This is a genomic window from Imperialibacter sp., assembly GCF_040222385.1.
Taxonomy (GTDB): domain Bacteria; phylum Bacteroidota; class Bacteroidia; order Cytophagales; family Cyclobacteriaceae; genus Imperialibacter.
On record NZ_JAVKDF010000033.1, the window covers coordinates 59,346 to 78,413 of the forward strand.

At 45.7% G+C, this 19,068-nt stretch carries 23 protein-coding genes; 9 read left to right on the plus strand and 14 right to left on the minus strand.

What is annotated here, in order from left to right:
• Nucleotide 1: 1 nt before the first annotated feature.
• On the plus strand, nucleotides 2-1,300 hold the full coding sequence (hemL, locus tag RIG68_RS15455) for a glutamate-1-semialdehyde 2,1-aminomutase (protein ID WP_350124009.1): 1,299 nt from the start codon (nucleotides 2-4) through the stop codon (nucleotides 1,298-1,300).
• Between the two features lie 45 nt (nucleotides 1,301-1,345).
• On the opposite strand, the gene RIG68_RS15460 is transcribed toward hemL, so the two are convergent.
• The 4 genes from RIG68_RS15460 to RIG68_RS15475 form a co-directional block, all read right to left on the minus strand.
• Entirely contained in the window at nucleotides 1,346-2,920 is a 1,575-nt protein-coding gene (locus tag RIG68_RS15460) for a serine hydrolase domain-containing protein (RefSeq protein ID WP_350124012.1), read from the minus strand.
• 63 nt (nucleotides 2,921-2,983) lie between these two features.
• The gene (locus tag RIG68_RS15465) at nucleotides 2,984-4,114 is read right to left on the minus strand and encodes a DUF3667 domain-containing protein (protein WP_350124015.1); all 1,131 of its coding nucleotides are present in this window, start codon (nucleotides 4,112-4,114) and stop codon (nucleotides 2,984-2,986) included.
• A gap of 84 nt (nucleotides 4,115-4,198) precedes the next feature.
• Nucleotides 4,199-4,942, minus strand: coding sequence for a 3-deoxy-manno-octulosonate cytidylyltransferase (kdsB, locus tag RIG68_RS15470; protein WP_350124018.1), 744 nt, complete (start codon nucleotides 4,940-4,942; stop codon nucleotides 4,199-4,201).
• Between the two features lie 29 nt (nucleotides 4,943-4,971).
• Nucleotides 4,972-6,324 carry an NfeD family protein gene (locus RIG68_RS15475; RefSeq protein WP_350124021.1) on the minus strand — a complete coding sequence of 451 codons (1,353 nt, stop codon included), beginning with the start codon at nucleotides 6,322-6,324 and terminating at the stop codon, nucleotides 4,972-4,974.
• Between the two features lie 37 nt (nucleotides 6,325-6,361).
• Between RIG68_RS15475 and RIG68_RS15480 the strand changes: the two genes are divergently transcribed.
• From RIG68_RS15480 to RIG68_RS15500, 5 genes are all read left to right on the plus strand, one after another.
• On the plus strand, nucleotides 6,362-7,168 hold the full coding sequence (locus RIG68_RS15480; protein WP_350124024.1) for a DUF4905 domain-containing protein: 807 nt from the start codon (nucleotides 6,362-6,364) through the stop codon (nucleotides 7,166-7,168).
• The gene (locus RIG68_RS15485) at nucleotides 7,146-8,213 is read left to right on the plus strand and encodes a LysM peptidoglycan-binding domain-containing protein (RefSeq protein WP_350124027.1); all 1,068 of its coding nucleotides are present in this window, start codon (nucleotides 7,146-7,148) and stop codon (nucleotides 8,211-8,213) included. Before RIG68_RS15480 ends, RIG68_RS15485 begins: the two co-directional genes overlap by 23 nt.
• An 82-nt stretch (nucleotides 8,214-8,295) precedes the next feature.
• Nucleotides 8,296-8,511, plus strand: a complete 216-nt coding sequence (locus RIG68_RS15490) for a hypothetical protein (protein WP_350124030.1) — start codon at nucleotides 8,296-8,298, stop codon at nucleotides 8,509-8,511.
• Nucleotides 8,495-8,806 (plus strand): PIN domain-containing protein, encoded by a 312-nt coding sequence (locus RIG68_RS15495; protein WP_350124033.1) that lies wholly within the window; start codon nucleotides 8,495-8,497, stop codon nucleotides 8,804-8,806. Before RIG68_RS15490 ends, RIG68_RS15495 begins: the two co-directional genes overlap by 17 nt.
• Nucleotides 8,803-9,579, plus strand: coding sequence for a TIGR02757 family protein (locus RIG68_RS15500; protein ID WP_350124036.1), 777 nt, complete (start codon nucleotides 8,803-8,805; stop codon nucleotides 9,577-9,579). Before RIG68_RS15495 ends, RIG68_RS15500 begins: the two co-directional genes overlap by 4 nt.
• Nucleotides 9,580-9,615: 36 nt before the next feature.
• On the opposite strand, the gene RIG68_RS15505 is transcribed toward RIG68_RS15500, so the two are convergent.
• From RIG68_RS15505 to RIG68_RS15520, 4 genes are all read right to left on the minus strand, one after another.
• Complete coding sequence (locus RIG68_RS15505) at nucleotides 9,616-9,930, minus strand: antibiotic biosynthesis monooxygenase family protein (RefSeq protein WP_350124039.1); 315 nt, start codon at nucleotides 9,928-9,930, stop codon at nucleotides 9,616-9,618.
• A 76-nt stretch (nucleotides 9,931-10,006) separates the two neighbouring features.
• A complete protein-coding gene (locus tag RIG68_RS15510; protein WP_350124041.1) occupies nucleotides 10,007-11,260 on the minus strand; it encodes an MFS transporter in 1,254 nt (417 codons plus the stop codon).
• A gap of 18 nt (nucleotides 11,261-11,278) precedes the next feature.
• Nucleotides 11,279-11,512: a hypothetical protein gene (locus RIG68_RS15515; RefSeq protein ID WP_152000992.1), complete on the minus strand. Its 234-nt coding sequence runs from the start codon at nucleotides 11,510-11,512 to the stop codon at nucleotides 11,279-11,281.
• 66 nt (nucleotides 11,513-11,578) lie between these two features.
• Complete coding sequence (locus RIG68_RS15520) at nucleotides 11,579-12,169, minus strand: TetR/AcrR family transcriptional regulator (protein ID WP_350124044.1); 591 nt, start codon at nucleotides 12,167-12,169, stop codon at nucleotides 11,579-11,581.
• A gap of 116 nt (nucleotides 12,170-12,285) precedes the next feature.
• On the opposite strand from RIG68_RS15520, the gene RIG68_RS15525 reads away from it, so the two are divergent.
• Together RIG68_RS15525 and RIG68_RS15530 are read left to right on the plus strand one after the other, a co-directional pair.
• Nucleotides 12,286-12,618: a hypothetical protein gene (locus RIG68_RS15525; protein ID WP_350124047.1), complete on the plus strand. Its 333-nt coding sequence runs from the start codon at nucleotides 12,286-12,288 to the stop codon at nucleotides 12,616-12,618.
• Nucleotides 12,619-12,710: 92 nt separating this feature from the next.
• Nucleotides 12,711-13,676, plus strand: a complete 966-nt coding sequence (locus RIG68_RS15530; RefSeq protein ID WP_350124050.1) for a calcium/sodium antiporter — start codon at nucleotides 12,711-12,713, stop codon at nucleotides 13,674-13,676.
• A 219-nt stretch (nucleotides 13,677-13,895) separates the two neighbouring features.
• Here RIG68_RS15530 and RIG68_RS15535 read toward each other — a convergent pair whose 3' ends face one another.
• The 5 genes from RIG68_RS15535 to pyrE form a co-directional block, all read right to left on the minus strand.
• The gene (locus tag RIG68_RS15535) at nucleotides 13,896-14,873 is read right to left on the minus strand and encodes a calcium/sodium antiporter (RefSeq protein ID WP_350075539.1); all 978 of its coding nucleotides are present in this window, start codon (nucleotides 14,871-14,873) and stop codon (nucleotides 13,896-13,898) included.
• Between the two features lie 123 nt (nucleotides 14,874-14,996).
• On the minus strand, nucleotides 14,997-15,398 hold the full coding sequence (locus RIG68_RS15540) for a response regulator (protein WP_152000997.1): 402 nt from the start codon (nucleotides 15,396-15,398) through the stop codon (nucleotides 14,997-14,999).
• Between the two features lie 231 nt (nucleotides 15,399-15,629).
• Nucleotides 15,630-16,094, minus strand: coding sequence for a YHS domain-containing (seleno)protein (locus RIG68_RS15545; protein ID WP_350124055.1), 465 nt, complete (start codon nucleotides 16,092-16,094; stop codon nucleotides 15,630-15,632).
• Nucleotides 16,095-16,184: 90 nt separating this feature from the next.
• Nucleotides 16,185-17,057 (minus strand): aldose 1-epimerase family protein, encoded by an 873-nt coding sequence (locus tag RIG68_RS15550; RefSeq protein ID WP_350124058.1) that lies wholly within the window; start codon nucleotides 17,055-17,057, stop codon nucleotides 16,185-16,187.
• 4 nt (nucleotides 17,058-17,061) lie between these two features.
• Nucleotides 17,062-17,706 (minus strand): orotate phosphoribosyltransferase, encoded by a 645-nt coding sequence (gene pyrE / locus RIG68_RS15555; RefSeq protein ID WP_502880651.1) that lies wholly within the window; start codon nucleotides 17,704-17,706, stop codon nucleotides 17,062-17,064.
• A 204-nt stretch (nucleotides 17,707-17,910) separates the two neighbouring features.
• Here pyrE and RIG68_RS15560 point away from each other — a divergent pair, with 204 nt between their 5' ends.
• Nucleotides 17,911-18,597 carry an NUDIX hydrolase gene (locus RIG68_RS15560; RefSeq protein WP_350093696.1) on the plus strand — a complete coding sequence of 229 codons (687 nt, stop codon included), beginning with the start codon at nucleotides 17,911-17,913 and terminating at the stop codon, nucleotides 18,595-18,597.
• Here RIG68_RS15560 and coaD read toward each other — a convergent pair.
• A complete protein-coding gene (gene coaD, locus RIG68_RS15565) occupies nucleotides 18,585-19,040 on the minus strand; it encodes a pantetheine-phosphate adenylyltransferase (RefSeq protein ID WP_350124061.1) in 456 nt (151 codons plus the stop codon). The two genes, RIG68_RS15560 and coaD, sit on opposite strands and share 13 nt — an antisense overlap.
• Nucleotides 19,041-19,068: the final 28 nt, after the last annotated feature.

Genomic DNA, 19,068 nt, shown 5'->3' on the forward strand with positions numbered 1-19,068 from the left:
TATGACGTTGAACAGATCTAGCAGTGCAGCGCTCTTTGACAGGGCACAAAAAGTAATTCCAGGTGGCGTAAATTCTCCGGTGAGGGCTTTTAAAGCAGTAGGGGGCAACCCGTTGTTTATCAAGTCAGCTAAGGGGGCCTACCTTTTTGATGAAGATGGCAATAAGTACATTGAAATGATCAACTCATGGGGGCCAATGATTTTGGGCCATGCCAATGAGATGATTGAAGAAGCTGTAAGAAATGCCATAGGCAAATCATTTTCATTTGGAGCCCCTACAAGGGCTGAGGTGGAAATTGCGGAGCTGATTTCACATATGGTGCCTTCTATTGAGAAGGTGCGCATGGTCAACTCCGGTACCGAGGCCACCATGTCGGCTGTGAGGGTCGCTCGTGGATTCACAGGGAGAGACAAAATCGTCAAGTTTGAAGGCTGCTACCATGGTCATGGCGATTCGTTTTTGATTGCGGCGGGAAGTGGTGCGGTAACCATGGGAACGCCCGATAGTCCTGGCGTAACTGAAGGGACTGCCAAAGATACGTTAACCGCACCGTTCAATGATTTGGCGGCTGTGGAAATGCTTGCTGCTAAGAATAAGGGAACAATTGCGGCCATTATTTTAGAGCCCGTAGTTGGTAACATGGGCTGTGTACTGCCCGCACAGGGGTTTCTTGAAGGTCTGCGTAAGCTTTGCGATCAGGAAGGCATTCTATTGATATTTGATGAAGTAATGACCGGCTTCCGCCTGGCAAAGGGCGGTGCGCAAGAGATATTCGGCATCACGCCCGACCTCACCACCCTGGGTAAAATTATCGGCGGCGGTATGCCTGTTGGTGCCTATGGCGGTCGTGCTGAAATCATGAACTATGTGAGTCCGGCCGGACCAGTATATCAGGCAGGCACCTTATCGGGCAACCCAATAGCCATGGCAGCCGGCAAGGCAATGCTTACCTACCTGAACGAGCACCCAGAGACATACACCTACCTGAACAAGATTACGCAACGAATTGTGGACGGATTCAGGCACAATCTGGAGTCACTTGGCTTGCTGCATACCATCAACCATGTTGGCAGCATGTTCAGCCTGTTTTTTACCAACTCTGACGTGGTAAACTTCGACTCAGCCAAGACCAGCGATACGGTTATGTTTGGCAAGTACTTTCAGAAGATGCTTGAGAAAGGAATCTATCTGGCACCCTCGCAGTATGAAACGCTGTTTATCTCTACTGCCATTACTGAAGAACTGGCAGACAAGATTATTGCCGCCAACAAAGAGTCCTTGAAAGAAATCCATTCCTGAAAAATTTGGTGCCCACAGCGTAACTGGTGGCATCAAATCCCTATTTCATTCCTTTGCCCGAACATCCAGCTGCTGCACTTTTGGTGTTTTTTCAGGAGACATGGTGAAGAAAACTTCTGCATTACCGTTTTCGCCTGTGAGGGTAAAAACTCCCCTGAGTTGGTTGATGGCTTTCATTTCACCCACTTTGGTAACATTACCAATAGGAGCCAGGGCCTGATTGTATTCTTTGATGCGTCTGTCTCTGGAAAAATCCAGGAAGAAATTTTCGGCAAAAAGTTCTTCCTCGATAGAACTGTCGTTCGTTTGCAGCCAGGCGGCTACTTCGCTCTGTGCTTTCACTAAAACGTCCGAAGCAGGGAGAACCCTGGGCTGAAGACCAGCTTTTTTGAAAATCAGGTTAGCGATCTCATTATTGATCGAACCTGTGCCTGCATAGGTGCGATTGGCAAAGGAAATAATGCCCAGGTCATATTCAGGATAAAAGCGATAGTCGCTGCCGAAGCCAGGGAGTCCACCGCTGTGCCGGATATACACCACGCCGTTACAGTCTTTTCTGGCGCTCAATCCGTATCCATAACCGCTGATCATCGGACAGGCATTTCCATCAGCATCTTTGGCGTTAGCCATCAGGCTTGGTTCCTTGGGTTTGTGCATGTTTCTCAGAGAACTTCTCTTTACCGGGCCATACTCGTCATCGTTGTTTGGGGGATAGGCGGAAAGGTGATAGGCCACATACTTGCTGAAATCGTCCAGCGATGTGATGAGCCCTCCCATGCAGCCAAAGGCACCATCGTGCAGCAGAGGCTCCGGCTTCCATTGTTCATCTTCCCACCGGTAGCCCAGCGCCAGCAGGTCTTCCGGCAGGCCCTCAAACTCCCAATGAGTGTTGTTCATGCCAAGCGGCTTAAAGATGTTCTCGTTGATGAACTCTTGATAGGGCTGCCCTGATACATTGCTGATGATTTGTCCGAGAATTGCAAAGCCGGTGTTGCTGTACTCGTAGCCAAAAGACGGAATATTGGAGAAGCTTAGGCCTTGTGCCACCAAAGCTTGCAACTCTTCTGGTGTGTCTTCCAACTGCCTGTCTCCCCAGGGATTGTCTTCTGGAAAGCCGGCAGTCATCGTGAGCAGGTTTTCGATGGTGATGGGTGTGGCGTCTTTGGTGAGGTATACCAGGCTTTTCATTTCTGGCATATAAATGGCCGCTTGGTCGTTTAGTTTGAGCTTTCCCATTTCCACCAGTTTCATAATCCCCATGGCGGTAAAACTTTTGCTCATCGAGGCTATTTTGAAAAGAGACTTGTTCGAAACAGGCACCTTGTTCTCAGTATTAACAATGCCGTAAGAGCTTGACCAAACTAATTTCCCTTCCATGACGATACCATACACCATGCCGGGGTAGTGATTGTCTTTGGCGGCTTGTTGCAGCATTGCTTCGATCTCGGGCCCCAGGGCAACTACTTTTTGCACCCTGTCGGTTTCGGTGAACGCTGCCGCCTTGAAGGTGGGATCAAAACTAACGACGTTTAGCGAGGTAGTTTCCTGATTAGCCGGAGGTGATGTCGTTTCGCATGAAGCCACGAAAAACAGACAAGCGAAAAAAACGAATGGTTTCATTGAAGATTGGTTTAGGTTGGAGACAATTTAACCTAAACCGTGGAGGTTTTTGAAATGGAACGGCTAAAAAAGCAAAAACGAAATCACCAACTCTGCCATGATTCCGATAAATAGAAACCAGGAATAGATCCAGCCTAGAAGGATGAACTTGGTGATGGTTTTAAACCAACCTTGTCCGTACACCCGCTTGAAAGAATAGTAGCCGTAGGTGGTGACCAATGTGAAGCCAATTCCACCAGCCCAATCACCAAGGCTGCTCTCTCCATCACTTAACATTATCACAATTAGAGACAGTCCATAAATGATATAAGCGAAGCTGTGCAAATGAACGGCATGCATAATATGATTCACGTAAAGGATGTTGCGCCGGATATAAAGTAGTTTGAGAATCAAAGCGAATATCGGCAGCATGATGAACATGAGTATGGGCAGGTTTTTGGTGACCAACTCTACCAGTGCCTGTTTGTCTGCTCTATTTATCCGAATTATTTGTCGAGCCAAAAATTGTTCTGTGGTGGTATTCGCCGTCAGGTCCAAACTGTCATAAAGCATCTCGTCGGTTAGCTTTCTGTCGTCTTTCAGGCGATTGTAAGTATTCCAGTTCTCAGCATTTATTCCCAAGAAACTACCATCAGTTTCTCCACTGGTATTTACTTTTATCGGGTCGAGCGATCTTTTTGCCCCCAGTGACTCTACGGCCGCACTGGTGTTTGAGTCAAGTTCTTCCTGGTTTAGCTGGGCAAGCTCAGCTTTCAGGCTATCCATCACGTGCAGGCTGTCGGCACCAGTTAACAAGGTAGGGCCAAAAGAGAAATTCAGATCCGGGTTTGCTGCTTCCTGCTGAGCCATCTTTGTCTCAATATCCCGTGTTATCTTTTTGCCCACCATGTTGAGGACAAAGAAGTAGAAAAGGCTGATGACAAGATAAAGCCTGACCGGATTAGCATAGGAGGCTCTTTTTCCTTCGTTAAACCGCAGTGTAAGCCAGCCTGGTTTAAAGAAAAAAGGAATCAGGGAGTTGGTGAACCGGCTATCGAAGGAAAAGGCATTATTGAAAAAGTCGTACAACAACTGACCAAAAGAGATATTGGTATTGGTGTTTTCTTGTCCGCACGACGGGCAATAATTGTATATCTCAGTGTCCAGCGGATAACCGCAGTTCAAACAGGCGTTTTGCTTACGTCTGCGTCTCATTTTGGTTGGGTTAGTCGATGCCTAAAATAGGGACTGGGTGTTTAACCTGCAAATACCATTGCTCCTGTCGAAGGCTTGATGTGCTTAAACATCATAATGTTTCATTGCTTTCTCCACATCCTCTGGCGCATCTATTCCCATCGTTTCAAGGTCGGTTTCCACCACCTTTATTTTGTAACCGTTTTCCAGCCAGCGCAACTGCTCCAGCGATTCGGCTTTTTCGAGAGGGGAGGGCTGCAGGTGCGTGATGGCCGCAAGAGCATCGACCCGGTAGGCATAAATGCCAATGTGCTTGTAAAAAGTGAATTGTGAGAGCCGGTCTTCGTTACTAACTCCCCGCAGGTGCGGAATACATGATCTGCTGAAAATCAGCGCCTCCATTTTTCTATTAAACACCACCTTAACAACATTAGGAGAATCGAGAACGGCTGGATCAGTTATTCTTTTGATGAGGGTTCCCAGCTGCACTTTCCCATTCAGAATACCTGCCAACGTATCAATCTGATTCGGGTCGATAAAAGGCTCATCGCCCTGAATGTTGATCACGTACTCAAAGTCACCTTCAGTTAGTTGCAACGCTTCCAGGCACCTTTCCGTGCCGTTGGTGTGGTTAGTCGAGGTCATTACCACTTCAAGCCCCATGTTTTGCAGGTGCAGCAGAATTCTTTCGTCATCCGTGGCCACTACCACTTTATTCAGAAGCTTGGCTTTGGAAGCTTGCTCGTATACCCGTTGAATCATCGACTTACCGGCCAGGTCAATCAAAGGCTTGCCTGGAAACCGGGTGGAAGCATAACGGGCTGGAATGACGCCGAGGATGTTAGGCATAGAGCAGGTTTTTGAAGTTATCGGGTAAACTATTCAACCTCTTTAACTTTGAGTGAAGTTCCTTCGTCAGATATTACAATAATTTTCGCACCCTTGTCGATGTAGTTGCCCCGGGTAAAGGCGTCGAATACATCGCCGTCGATTAATACCTTGCCGCTCGGTCTTAGAATGGTGTGGGCCTCCCCGGTCTTCCCCACCATCGGCTCTTTCATAAAGCTCGAGGTGTAGCCAGCACTTCTGTCCATGCTGGTTCCCAGGGCCACTCTGTTGAATACTTTTGACTGACTGAGCCGGGCTCCGCCAAAAAACATGAGGACAATACTCCCCATGATGCCAATAATGGCTGTGACGGAAGCAATAAGGAGGCTATCTAATTCAACGAAAGAAAAATCAAGGTTGTCGTTGTTGACCATCACCAAAATAAGGGCACCCAGGGTGAAGATAATGCCAGCCACACCTGCCACCCCGAAGCCCGGGATGACGAAGATTTCGGCGGCTATAAGCAGCACGCCTATGAAAAACATAATAATTTCCCAGTTTTCCGCCAGGCCATTGAGGTAGTAGGGCACAAAGTAGAGCGTAGCCGCAATAATGGCTGCTACAATAGGAAAGCCCACACCAGGTGTTTGTAGCTCGAAATAGATTCCCCCGATAATGATCAGTATAAGTATGCCCGAAATAAAGGGATTGAGAAAAAGGGCGATGATCTTATCAGTAGCATCCAGCTTGAAATCGATGAGTTCGTAATCGGTTACGCCCGAGCGTTCCATTATTTCATCAATACTGCTTACCTGGGCTTCGCAGTAGCCATTTTTAATGGCCTCGCTGGTTGAAAATGTCAACACTTTGCCTGCTTGTGTGATGCTGTCAAACTCCAGTGTTTCGTCTACCATTGCCTCTGCAATCCGTGGGTCACGGCCGTTGGCTTCAGCGGTAGACCGCATGATGGAGCGCATATAACTTTGGTACTTATCGGGGGCGGCGGCACCATCCGAAGTCACAACCGTTGCCGCACCAATACTGGCGGCTTTGGCCATATAGATACTGTCGCAGGCGATAGAAATCAATGCACCTGCCGAAGCCGCATCTTTGTTGATGTAAACATAAACAGGCTTCTCGAAATCAAGCACCCGTGTCCTGATCTCATCAGCATCGGTAAGCGCACCTCCGTAGGTGTCCATTTCAATCACCACATAGTCAACTGAGTCTTCGGTGGCCTGATTGAGCGCAAGCTCCATCAGCCGGTTGGTGCGTGGGTCAATTTCTGCCGCCAATAGCACTCTCAATACCTTGGTTTGCTTTTGTTGGGCAAGCCCCAAAAAAGGCAAAGCCATCAGGAGGATAAATACGCTTTTTTTGTTCATCAATTTCAATAGGTTCATATTACCTATAGTTTTACGTAAAGTTAATCAAATAGAAGTGTCGCAAAGCTTATCACCCATTTTTATCCATGATTTTGAACAGCCCATTTGGCAAATGGCGCTGGAACCGGAAAAAGGATTGCTGGCCCTGGAGCTACGTGACCTGAAGGAGGCGTTTGTGAGTTTTTCTTTGCTGGACCTTCATACACAAACATTGGTGTTTGATCGTTATGCATTCGAGGAAGAATGGTGGATGAGCATTGTAACGATAAAAGACAACTTGTTGTTGATAAAACAGTACCATGATAGCCAGCAACCGGAGAAGCAGGGGCTTTTAGCGATCAACATAGAATCTATGGAGGTACAATGGTGGCTGCAAAATTTTCAGCTGCTGCAATTGAATAGCCTGTCAGTGTCTGGTAAACAGCATGGTGAAAGTGAAAGTATTGTCAAGCACTACGAAATTAATTCCGGGCAGGAACTTGCGGCCGATTTGGTTGATAAGTCTAATGTGCAGGAGCAGTCGATAAAAGCCAAATACCCAACGCACTACGATAGTGAATCATCGCATCTGGAAACTGTTAAGTCATTCATTTCCAATTATTTCAACATGAAATCGGTTGGTCCTTGCGACTATCTGGAAGTAGGTAACTTGATTGTTATTTCATGGTTTTATTCAGAGGGAGGCTCTTATGCCAATGTGCTATCCGTGATTGATTCTGAAGGGAATATTGTGATCGAAGAAAAAATTGGCACTGGATTGGATGCATTTGCGGCTGATACTTTCTTTGTACTGAAGAATAGATTGATATTTGTGTCAAACAAAACGCAACTTATTGTTTATGAATTATTTGAGGGTGCTTAAGGCCGTCTTTTTATTGACCATGATCACCAACCTCTCATTTGGAGCGGAGATGGACTCCGTGCGGCTGGAAAAGAGAGAGGGTAAACAGTTTGTTATTCATAGGGTGGGGCAGGGCGAAACACTATATGCTATTTCGAGGCGATACCAATCGAGCGTGGAGGAAATTTCCAAAACCAACAACCTTAGCGACAATAGTGTAGCTATAGGCCAGGAAATCGCTATCCCCTGGAAGGGAGACGTCCCCAAAAGTATGAACCAAAGCTCAGTTTCTGCACTGCTTTATCACACCGTTGAAGCGGGTCAGACACTGTATGCTATTTCGAAGCAATATGATGTGAGTGTGGATGAAATCAAACGGCTGAATAACCTGACAAGCAACGAGCTAAGTACCGGACAGCAGCTGGTCGTAAAGAAAGGCCAAAAGCCGGTGGAGCAGACAGCCCCTGTTAAGCCTGAGTCTGCCACCCCGAAAAATCCTCAGCTGACTTATCATACCGTAGCACCTTCCGAAACGCTTTTTAGTATTTCGCAGAAATACGACGTGTCTGTAGACGATATCAAAAAGTGGAACGACCTCAAAGGCAACAGCCTGTCGGTAGGGCAGGAGCTGGCCATTGGGAAGCCGGCAACCGTTAAGGCACCTGTGGCGGTTGCGGAAGAAACACCGGCGAGAGAGAAGAAAAAGGAACTTGTGGTAAGCGAGGCCAGCAATGGTTCGCTGAAGCAAATCAACAAGCAAGGCTACACCAGAGATACGGCCTCGGTGGCAGGCTACGAAAAAGTGGTGGAAGAGGGCTTTGCTATGGTGATTGAAAACTCACCTGAAACAAGGAAGTTTCTGGCGCTACACCGTACTGCTCCCATCGGTGCCATTCTGGAAGTGAAGAACAGAATGAACGGCAGATCAATTTATGTCCGTGTGGTGGGCAAGCTTCCTGATACTGGAACCAACAACAAGGTGCTAATCAGGCTTTCAGAAAAAGCTTTTCAAAGGCTTGAGTCAGTTGACCCTAAAGTGCCGGTCGAAGTGTCTTATGTTCCGTAACTGAAAGATTGATAGTGAGAATAAGGCTGAAGTCTGGTAGTTCTCGTCTTTAATTCTCTTATCTTAATAAATATTTGGAGATATGGTCATTGAAAAAACAAAAGACGAATTAATTATCAGGCTACCTTCAACCGTCAATGTGGAAGAGGTAGAAGATTTTTTACGCTATTTGCGCTATCAGGAAATTACTTCAAAGTTCAAAGTTAAGCAGGTTGACGTTAATAAATTGGCAAAGTCGATTAACAAAAGCTGGTTTGAAAGTAATAAGTCAAAATTTCTAAATGAAGATAATAGTTGATACTAATATTGTCTTTAGTGGCATCTTAAACTCATCAGGAAATATTGGCCGCCTTCTCATTCACTCAAAAGGAATCCTTGAATTCTACTCTTCTGAATACTTGCTTGTCGAAATTGAGAGCCACTTCCCGAAGCTATTAAAATTGACGGATCTTGGTAGCGATGAATTGTCCGAACTGATTGCTACCGTGACCAGAGACAAGAAGTTATACGGAGGACTACTGAAGAAGGGTGTTTCCAATGTAATGACCACAGCGAACCTCTTGACTTATCTAAATAAGCGGAGCGTCGAATGATCGACATTAAAGAACTTAAAACGCTACTCGATCAAAAGGTGGATGAGTACAACCGCCCCTTTTTCATTGAAAAGGATCCGGTTTGCATTCCCCATAGCTTCACTACTAAGCAGGACATTGAGATTGCAGGCTTCTTTGCTGCAACCTTGGCCTGGGGCCAGCGGGTCACCATCATCAACAAGTGCAGAGAGCTTTTCACGCTGATGGATGATGCCCCTCATCAGTTCGTGTTGAATCATTCCGAGAATGATTTAAAAACACTACTAAAGTTCAAACACCGCACGTTCAATACCACCGACTTGCTCTACTTTATTCAGTTCTTTCGTGAGCACTATACCAACCACGACAGCCTTGAGAGCGCTTTCTCAAATTCTATGAAGCCAGGTGACGAGACGATTGAAAATGGTCTGATCGGCTTTCACGACTTATTCTTCAGCCTTCCCGAATTCCCAGCCCGTACCAGAAAGCATATCGCTACGCCGAAAAGGAAAAGCGCCTGCAAGCGCATCAACATGTTTCTGCGCTGGATGGTGAGAAAGGATGATCGGGGTGTCGATTTTGGCCTTTGGGAAACCATCAGCCCATCGCAGCTTGTTTGTCCTTGCGACTTGCACGTGGACAGAGTGGCCAGAAGTTTCGGGTTGATCACCCGCAAGCAAACCGATTGGCAAACAGCTTTGGAGCTCACTCACAACCTGCGGCAAATGGATCCAAGCGATCCAGTCAAATACGATTTTGCTTTGTTTGGTATGGGAGTGATTGAGCATGCGTAAGCTCTTTTAACGCTCGAACCGTCCCAAATTGCGTAACTACAGGGGGCTGAACTCAGAAAATATGCCGTTGAATTCTGCTATGTTCACAGGTATTTCATAGTCACAAGCCTCCTGAAATTCTTTCCACATCTCCTGCACAACCGGATTGGAATGGGCTGCCTCTATGGCCTCAGCCGACTTCCAGCCAAAGACTTCAATAACAGTTCCATCTTTTGATTTCATAGTCACTGGGAGCCTGTCGCTCACCAGGCCTTCTCGCTTCAAAGCGGGCACATGGTTTTTCACCAGCTTTTCAAGGATTTTGTCCTTGCCAGGCTTAGGCCGATAGCAAACTACCACTATTCTTTCCATGACAACATCATTGGTTTATGCCAAATTAGGGAATTGGTGGCGGTAAACCTTGCGGAAGACCAAGTTGATTCCGCTGCTAGACTGGTTGCATTTGCCTTTTTACCTTGTCCTTCACGATCTTGTTGATCACGCTCATCATCAAAATTGTAACAAGCATAGTGCCGGTAACCACATAGCCAAGCAGATCGTATCGCTCAAGCGGCCCGGCTGGCGTTTGTATAACGATAATGCCAGCCAGTGCAGAGGCAAATCCTCCCGAAATCTGTTGAATGGATGAATTTACTCCCATGAAAGCGCCACGCTCCCTTGGTTCAGGAATGGCTGTCATCAAAGCAGATGCAGAAATCATTCTGGCAGTGATGCCTATGAAAATGGCGATATTGATAATGATCACAATCCAAAGAGGAGTGATGCCAAGGTTGCAATAGATCAGGATCGTAGCAATGCCGATGAAAGTACCGATAGTAAATATTTTGTACTTACCGTAGAGGTCGCTCAGTTTCCCGGCCAGTGGCCCTACCATAATGGTGCTGATGCCCGTGAGCATGTATACCAACGGAAGCTGGTCGAGTGTGATGCCCAGGTTGTTGACGCCAAATGTGCTACCGAATGGCATCAGCATAAACCCACCCGTTGCCAAAAGGGCGGTGGCACCGAATGCCTTCAGGTAAACGGGCTGGGAAACTGTTTTATAAAGTTTTTTGAATGGGTTTCCAGGCGTTTGAAGCTTCAAATGCTCATCAACAGGCTTCATGAAAAGGATAATGACGGTGGCCGTACCGACGGCCAAACCGACGATCAGGATGAAAGGCGAGTGCCATCCCCAAAGGTTGGCTACATACAGCCCTATCGGCAATCCAAGTACCTGGCTGCTGGCAAACGCCATTTGCACAAAGCCCATAACCCGGCCTCTTACTTCTAACTTGAAAAGGTCAGTGATAATGGCAAAAACCACTGAGCCGAGCACACCCCCGAAAATGCCTGTGACGATTCTGGCAGCAAGGAGAAAATGATAGTTGGGAGCAACTCCACAGAGCAATGTGCCGATAATGAAGCCCGAGTAAAAGAAAAGCAGCAACTTTTTTCTGTCGAACTTGTCGGCAAAACCAGCTGCCAGCAAACCTGAAATGCCGGCGCTGAAAGCATAGGCTGACACCACTAGCCCAAACTGCGAAGTGGTAATGTCAAGCTCAACCAACAGCATCGCACCCAATGGCGATAGCACCATGAAGTCAAGAATAACTGTGAATTGGATGATAGCCAATATGGCGATCACAAAGGTTTCGTATTGCGTGAACACCCTTTTTTTGGGAGATAAGTCTTTTGTCATTCAATATTGGAGTTTGGGTCAGTCGGGTAGCTCCTCGCAAAAGTACCCTGCTGTTTGGATCATGGTTATTACCTCTGTTGGATGAAGTCCACCCGAAGCAATTCTTAACACATTGTCTACATCCATTTGATCCACATTCCACTCCATCACTCTATTGTCCGACTCCAAAAGCGGCATGATCTTGCTCACATCCTTTTTGTAGCGGATGTTGGTTTTGAAAACAAGAACCTCGTTGGTAACAGTAGAATTCATAGAAAAAAATTAGTCCTCTGAATGATAGACGATTGTTGTTAATAATTACTTTAAATCAGTTTCATTTTATGGTTTAAGCGCTTTCAGCACCAGAGACAAAGTCATCTCCAGTTTTGATTCATCTAGAACGAACGGGCCTCTATTGCCCAATCCTTTTCCGGACAGATGAAATTTGATGAGCTGGTACAGGGGAGCAAAAGCAACCGACCAATAGACTTCAGCTGGCAGCGGAATCACTTCTTTTTTGGCGATGGCATTCGCCATAAAATGCCCCATTAGCCTCGGAAACACCTTGTCCTGACCAAAAAATGCTTCGTAAGGCGGAGAATGCTTCACTTGCTCCAGAAACTGCCCACTCATTGGGTTTTCGAGCCAGTAGCGGCACCTGTTCTTCCACTGAATGCTCAGTCCTTCTTCAAAATGCATCTCAGGGTCAAAACCATCGAAGGTGGCTTCTATCATTTTTGTGCCTTCTTCCTTACAAAGTTGAAGGATGAGGTCATCCCTGTCTTTGAAGTAGATATAGATTGTAGCCGGAGATACGCCCGCCTCTTTGGCCAACTTTTGCATGCTTAAACCCTCAAATCCCTGCTTAGCGACCATTTCAAGAGCTTTTTCCCGTATCAACTTTTCCTTTGTCTCGTCTCTTGTTCGCATACGTTACAAATATAAATGAATGTTCATTCATTTAATATATTCATTGAAATAAATATTCTTGTGACGACAAAATTATCGGGCATTTCCAAGTACATTTGGTTCACTATTTTGATTGTATGAAGACCATTCTTCGGGTTACTTCAGTAGTTGTCTTTCTTTTTTTCTTCCTGCAGGTTATAATATTCCCTGTATTTCTCAGTCATTCTTATTATGCAAGCCGAAGTGCGGGGGAGCACTATAAGGTAGCGGTGGATTATAATTTTGTGGCTTACTCTACAGGCCAGCATGCCATTCAAAAGTCCTCATTTCCCGTGGGAACGTGGTCAAAGGAAGATGAAGCGGCGAAGCTTTCTCTCGACGGGTACTTTACTGCATTGTTTCAAGTAGAGGCCTCACGTGTCTATGTCGATAAGGGTGTCTTTATTTCCTCACTGACCAAGGCACCATAGCTCAGTAGACGGAGTTGCCTGTCCGCTACTCCATCCACCCGTTTGTCAGTTTTCTTAACTACGCTGCATTTGCAGTGCTAAACAATCATATCATGGTTTTAAATTTCACGTTGCTGATCATTGGCTTCGTTGTGCTGATCAAGGGTGCCGACTATCTTGTTAATGGCGCTTCGTCTCTTGCCAGGGGCTTTAAAATTTCAAATCTGGTCATCGGTCTTACGGTTGTTGCTTTCGGCACTTCGACTCCTGAGTTGACCGTCAATCTTTTCTCCTCTGTCAGGGGCATGAACGATGCCATCTACGGTAATATTATCGGGAGCAATTTGTTTAATTTATTGTTCATTTTGGGGATAGCAGGGCTCATTTACCCGCTTTCTGTTCAACGGACAACAGTCAGATACGAAATTCCATTTTCCCTCTTCTGCGCACTAATCCTTTATTTTCTGGTAAATGATGAAATTTTTTTTGGCTCCCCGGAGAACAGCTTGAGCCGTATGGAGGCGTTAGTTCTATTGCTTTTATTTGGCCTTTTTATGTTTTACATTCTCAAAACGGCCAAACTTGAGCAAGATGTTGAAAGCGACAAAACGGGAGCAAAAACATTGTCGACATGGCTGTCGGTGGTTTATGTAGTCTCAGGTATTGTGGCGCTCGTGCTAGGAGGGAAATTGGTGACCGACAGTGCCGTCTATATTGCCCGGGCATTTTCAATGAGCGAAAAGTTAATCGGCCTTACAGTGCTCGCAGCAGGCACTTCTTTGCCGGAATTGGCGACGTCAGCTATGGCGGCTTACCGGCGAAATACCGACATCGCTATTGGGAATGTGGTTGGCTCAAACATCTTCAACATCATTTTCATTTTAGGGATCAACGGAACTGTGAGGCCGGTACCGTACAATGCCACAATGAATGCCGACATGTTTGTTTTGATGCTTGGAACGGTGGCTCTCCTTCTGGCCATGTTTACTTTCAAAAGGAACAAACTGGACAGGGTTGAAGCAGGGGTTTTTCTGGCCGCCTATGTCCTATACTCGGTTTACCTTTTCTGGAGAAACTGATTGGTTATTAAGATTGGCAGATGCGGCCCTCCATTAGCGCTGGTGCAGGAATATTGGCCGGAAGGTCGCTCTGCTATCTTATTTTCGAACTATTTGATTCTCATGTTTTGCCCTTGTCAGGAAATATTGCCCTTTTCTGACACAGTTTACTTCGATACAAACCGGTTCCATGGGCAGGATTACCAAAATTAAATGCTTATGCCGTCGGGCAAGTACCACCTATGCCGCAATCAGGTGGTCTCTATACACCAGATACATGTTGTAAAAAACGAAGAACATCAGCAGTATAAGTGCTTCCCAGCGATCCAGGATTTTCTTCTCGCCGGTGAACATGGCAATAAACAAAATGACGGTGCCAGCCATGAAGGTGATCATGTCCACATTGAAAATGGTCGGGTAGGGAATTGGGTTGATCATTGAACTGATGGACAGCACAAAAAACATATTAAAGATGTTGGATCCAACAATGTTACCCACTGCCAGATCGCTTTTCTTTTGAGTAGCTGCCACTACTGAGGTAGCCAGCTCCGGCAGCGATGTTCCCGCAGCCATAATGGTGAGGCCGATGAGCTGTTCGCTTACCTGAAGGTACCTGGCGATGTCGATCGCATTGCTTACTACCAGCTTACCGCCAACGGTGAGCCCAAAAAGCCCCAGAAGCATAAAAAGAATGGTTTTAGGCATGGCAATCACCTTTGTTTCTTCATCGCTTTGGGAATCCTGGCTTTTCTTCATTGAGAAAAACACATAGCCCAAAAACAGTAGAAAAAAAGCGAACAAAATGATTCCTTCTACTACACTGATAATATTCTCCTCTCCCAGGTTCAAGAGCACATCATTGGCGAAAAACAAGATGAGCAAACCTCCAAAAAGAGAGTAGGGTATTTCCTTAAAAACCGTACTTTTTTGTACCGAGAGAGGATAAACCACACCCGCTATACCCAGGATAAAAAAAGTATTGAAGATGTTGCTGCCAACTACGTTACCCAACACCACGTCGGTGTGGCCTTCGTAAGAGGCGACTCCGTTGACCACCATTTCAGGAGCAGAGGTGCCAAAAGCGACTATAGTGAGTCCAATGGCCAGCTCCGGAACATTGTATCTTTTGGCTAGTGATGAGGCACCCGTTACCAGTAAATCAGCTCCTTTTATTAAGACAAAAAATCCGACAATGAGGAGGAAAAAACTCAGTATCATAGTTAGGTTCGATCAGTAAGCTTAGAAATATGTATTTTTCAAGAGCAATGAAAAATAAACATTCTTTCTCTTTTCTCTCTTTTATGTAAAGAGAAAATCAGTTATACCCGAAAATATAATTTGCTAGACTGGAATCAAAATATCGTCCAGGCGTTCATCATCAATGGGTTTTACAATATAGTCCGTTACACCGTACATGCTTCTTGCACGGTCAATGTCGGAGTCTTGTATTGAACTTGAAACGATGTAAAGTAGAATTTTCTTCTTTACAAGAGGCCTAAGTCGAGCATACTCGTTTAAAAAATCCCATCCATCCATAATGGGCATGTTCAGGTCAAGGAAGATGACGTCTGGCAAAGGGCCGCCGGTCTTCACTACCTCACCTAAATGCAGGATGGCGTCCTTCCCGTTCTTGAAAGTATTTACCTCAGCAGAAAGTTTACGCTTCAGGATTTTCTTTTTGACGGCATATTGATAAATATCGTCGTCGTCAACAACATAGATAATCTCTATTCTGCGGTTCATGATGTAAAGCTAGAGGCCATAGGACAACTTTTGGTAAGACATTCTCTATTCCCATCCATAGCTTTTTCGAAAATACGACCGGGATACTGGAGCCATCTCCATTGATCATGTACAATCTTAAGGAATTAGGGTTTTGTGTGCGGCTTATTTCGACGACCACTGCTATTTTGTAGAGGAAAAAGTGAGAGTCATGCCTTTACACCTTTTTCGCCTAAATAATATTCTAAAAAATCAATGATTAATGATAGTAGGCCAGTTTTTCTCTGCCGTTTTAAAAAATGTGTTTTCGTCTTTGTTCCAAAGTGTGAGTGTATTGGTGAAAAGCCTGTTATAGAAAAGCAACAGCTTACCCTGGTAGATTTTGTAGGTGAGCGGATCCACCTGTATCTTTTCGCCTGAAGTGCCTAATGCATAGGCGCACCATCCACCATATGAAGGCTCGTATTTGGTTGGTGAATTGATAAACTCGGTGCGGTTGCTGGCCGAGCTAAACCAATAAGTAATTCCCTGGTAGGTATGTGACCATTTCGCTTCGCCTTTTTTTGGCTCAGGACTTTTGAAGTAGCTCACGGGATCATAGCCAGATAGGGCGACACCATCTTTACTCAGGTTGTAGTTGTTTTTTCTTTGTGTAACATCTTGAGCTATGCCAGTGTGAAAAACAAATAGGAGGAGAGTGAGTGTTAAGAGTTTCATCTTTTTTTGTATAGAAACTCAAACGTGTCTCTCTTTCTGGAGTTTGTTTCTGGTTCGCTTTAGTGTTTGGTTAGTCAGTCGGCAGACATTTTACCCCATGATTTCCACGGAAAAGTTAAACGTCTCTGACGCTCCACCATTCAAACGTCGAATGCCCTCTTTTTTTACCAAAAGCTGATTGTGGTTGACACTGTCAGCAATGCCGTTCCAAGGCTCAAGACAAACGAATTCAGACGTGCCTGACTTAGACCAGATGCCAAAGTAGGGGGCGTCGAAATAGAAATTTAAGAACGGTGCTTCGCCCGCTTTTACCAATGATAATTTTTTTGAAGCAAGCCCCTTAAATACGAGCGCATCTTTGTCGAAGAGAGAGTCGCTTATGACCAGCCTGTTTTGCTTAAGAGAAAGCCGCTCCGTTTTGCCAGAAAGCAGTCCTCCATCGATCAAGTGGACAACCACGGACTCTCCTTTTTCAAAAAGGATTTCGTAATCCGACCTTTTTGCTTCGGGATGGATAGGAATACGAAAGGCAGGATGGGCACCAACGGAATAGAGGAGGGGATCAGTGCCTGGGTTTTTTACAGCGTAGGAAATTTGGAGCGAGTTTCCTGAGAGCTCATACGTTACTGACAATGAAAAGTCGAAGGGATACACGAGCTTTAGATCGTCATTTGACGTAAGCCCAAACACCAGCTTTGACTCGGTTGATTCTATCAGACTGAATTCCTGATCTCTGGCAAAGCCATGCTGTGGTAAGTGGTATGTTTTCTCTTTGTACTGATAGCTGTCTCCTTTGAGCTTGCCCACTATGGGAAACAAAATAGGGGCGTGTCTGCCCCAGTCAGCTGGGTTAGCCTGCCAGATGTACTCCACACCATTGTTCACACCTTTGATGCTACAGAGTTCTGCGCCAAGTGTTTTGACGCCGACGACGAGGTCGGAGGAAGTAAGGCTATAATCCATTGAGTTAGACTTTCCAGTTGGCAGGGTCTGTTCTCCATGCTCCGAGTGAAGCCACATGGGAGGCATTGATATAGCCATTATCGCTGGCTACTTTAATCAGCGACTCATAGTCGCACAGGCAAGCCAGATTTACGCCGGCCTTGACGAAGTTTTGTTCCGCCTGTGGGAAACCATAGGTAAAAATGGCTGCCATGCCCAGCACTTGCGCTTTGGCTCCTCTAAGGGCGTCTACGGCTTTCAGTGAGCTGCCGCCAGTCGAGACTAAATCCTCGACAACAACTACCTTCTGGCCAGTTTCTATCCTTCCTTCAATGAGATTTTCCATGCCATGGTCTTTCGGCTTGGAGCGCACGTAGCAAAAAGGCAAGTCAAGGCTATCAGCCAAAAGTGCCCCTTGTGGAATACCTGCGGTGGCCACACCAGCAATGCCCCCGACGCCGGGAAATTCCTTCTTAATGAGACTCACTAGCTGCTCCTTCATGAAGCTTCTTGTTTCAGGATAAGAGAGCGTCATCCTGTTGTCACAGTAAATAGGCGACTTCCAACCAGAAGCCCAGGTAAATGGCTTGTCGGGGCTGAGCTTTACCGCCCCAATGCTGAGCAGGTGTTTGGCAGTTGCGGCGGCAACGGAAGGGTCTGCAATTTTAATGTTCATGCTTCAAAAGTAACCATACTCGATAAAATTGCCATTTCTGGTCTAAGTTAAATATTGACCCTTGTAGGAAATAGCTGAAAGGCACCTTGCAGTATTGATTCAATGTGTCCGGGTTCGCAGATTTTTTTAATGAATTCGTAGAAAAAACTTTTTCATATTGGAGAGAATTTACATTATTGGCTCTTCTAAGATCGCAACATGAAGATTTTCATCAACGATATTCCTGTCTCCATAAAAAAACTCGATGAAGTTCAAAACTTCGAGCAATACAACCATATCGTTGACGGAAAACGAGACGGCATCGATACTAAAAAGCTGCAAGACGATGTGCTTGTGGTCAATGCTTCGAAGGAAGACATTGACAAGCTTCTTCAGTTGATGACAAAAAAGAAGTTGAAAGACCTCGATGCGGTTACATTTGCTGTAAGCAAGCGTAAGGCGACCATCAACCACCTTAAGGAAAAATTCAATATTGTTGAGGCTGCTGGTGGTGTGGTAGAAAAGGGAGATCAGATTTTACTCATTCACCGCCTTGGTAAATGGGATTTTCCAAAAGGGAAACTGGAGAAGAAGGAAACCCCTGAAATGGCTGCCGTGAGGGAGGTAGAAGAAGAGTGCAGAGTGAAGGTGCTTTTGGGTGAGAAGATTTGCGCTACCTACCACACTTATATCATGAACGAGAAGTACATCTTGAAAAAGACCCATTGGTACCGCATGGATCTTATAGATGATAGCCAAATGACTCCTCAAAAAGAGGAGAACATTGATGAGCTTAGGTGGATGGAAATAAGAGATGTAAGGGCCTCACTTTACAACTCCTACCGATCGATCAGGCACGTGGCCCGGGAATTCTACAAGGTAAAAAGAGAAGCTTACAACTCGTAGGGCAGAAAGGCCTTTACATCGCCGCCATACTTATGAACTTCCCTGATAATGGTGGAACTAATGGGGGCGTACTTGGGGGAAGTAATCAAAAACATGGTTTCTATTTCGTCGTTCAGGTACCTGTTTACCTGCGAAATACTATTCTCATATTCAAAGTCCGTCGTATTTCGGAGTCCTCTGAGTAGTACTTTAGCGCCCAGTCTTTTGGCGAGGTCTGCTGTTAGCTCGTCGTAGGTCACTATTTTTACCTGAGGGTATTCTACAAAGGCACTTTCTATTTTGCTGAGCATAGTCTCAAGCGGGAAATACCTTTTTTTCTGACTATTATGGCCAATAGCGATGATTACCTCGTCGAACAGCTTCAGGCTCCTCACCACAATGTCGAAATGCCCCAGTGTGAAGGGGTCGAAGGAACCAGGAAAGACAGCGGTTTTGTTTGACATATAAAGATCCTCGCTAAAAGTTAGCCAA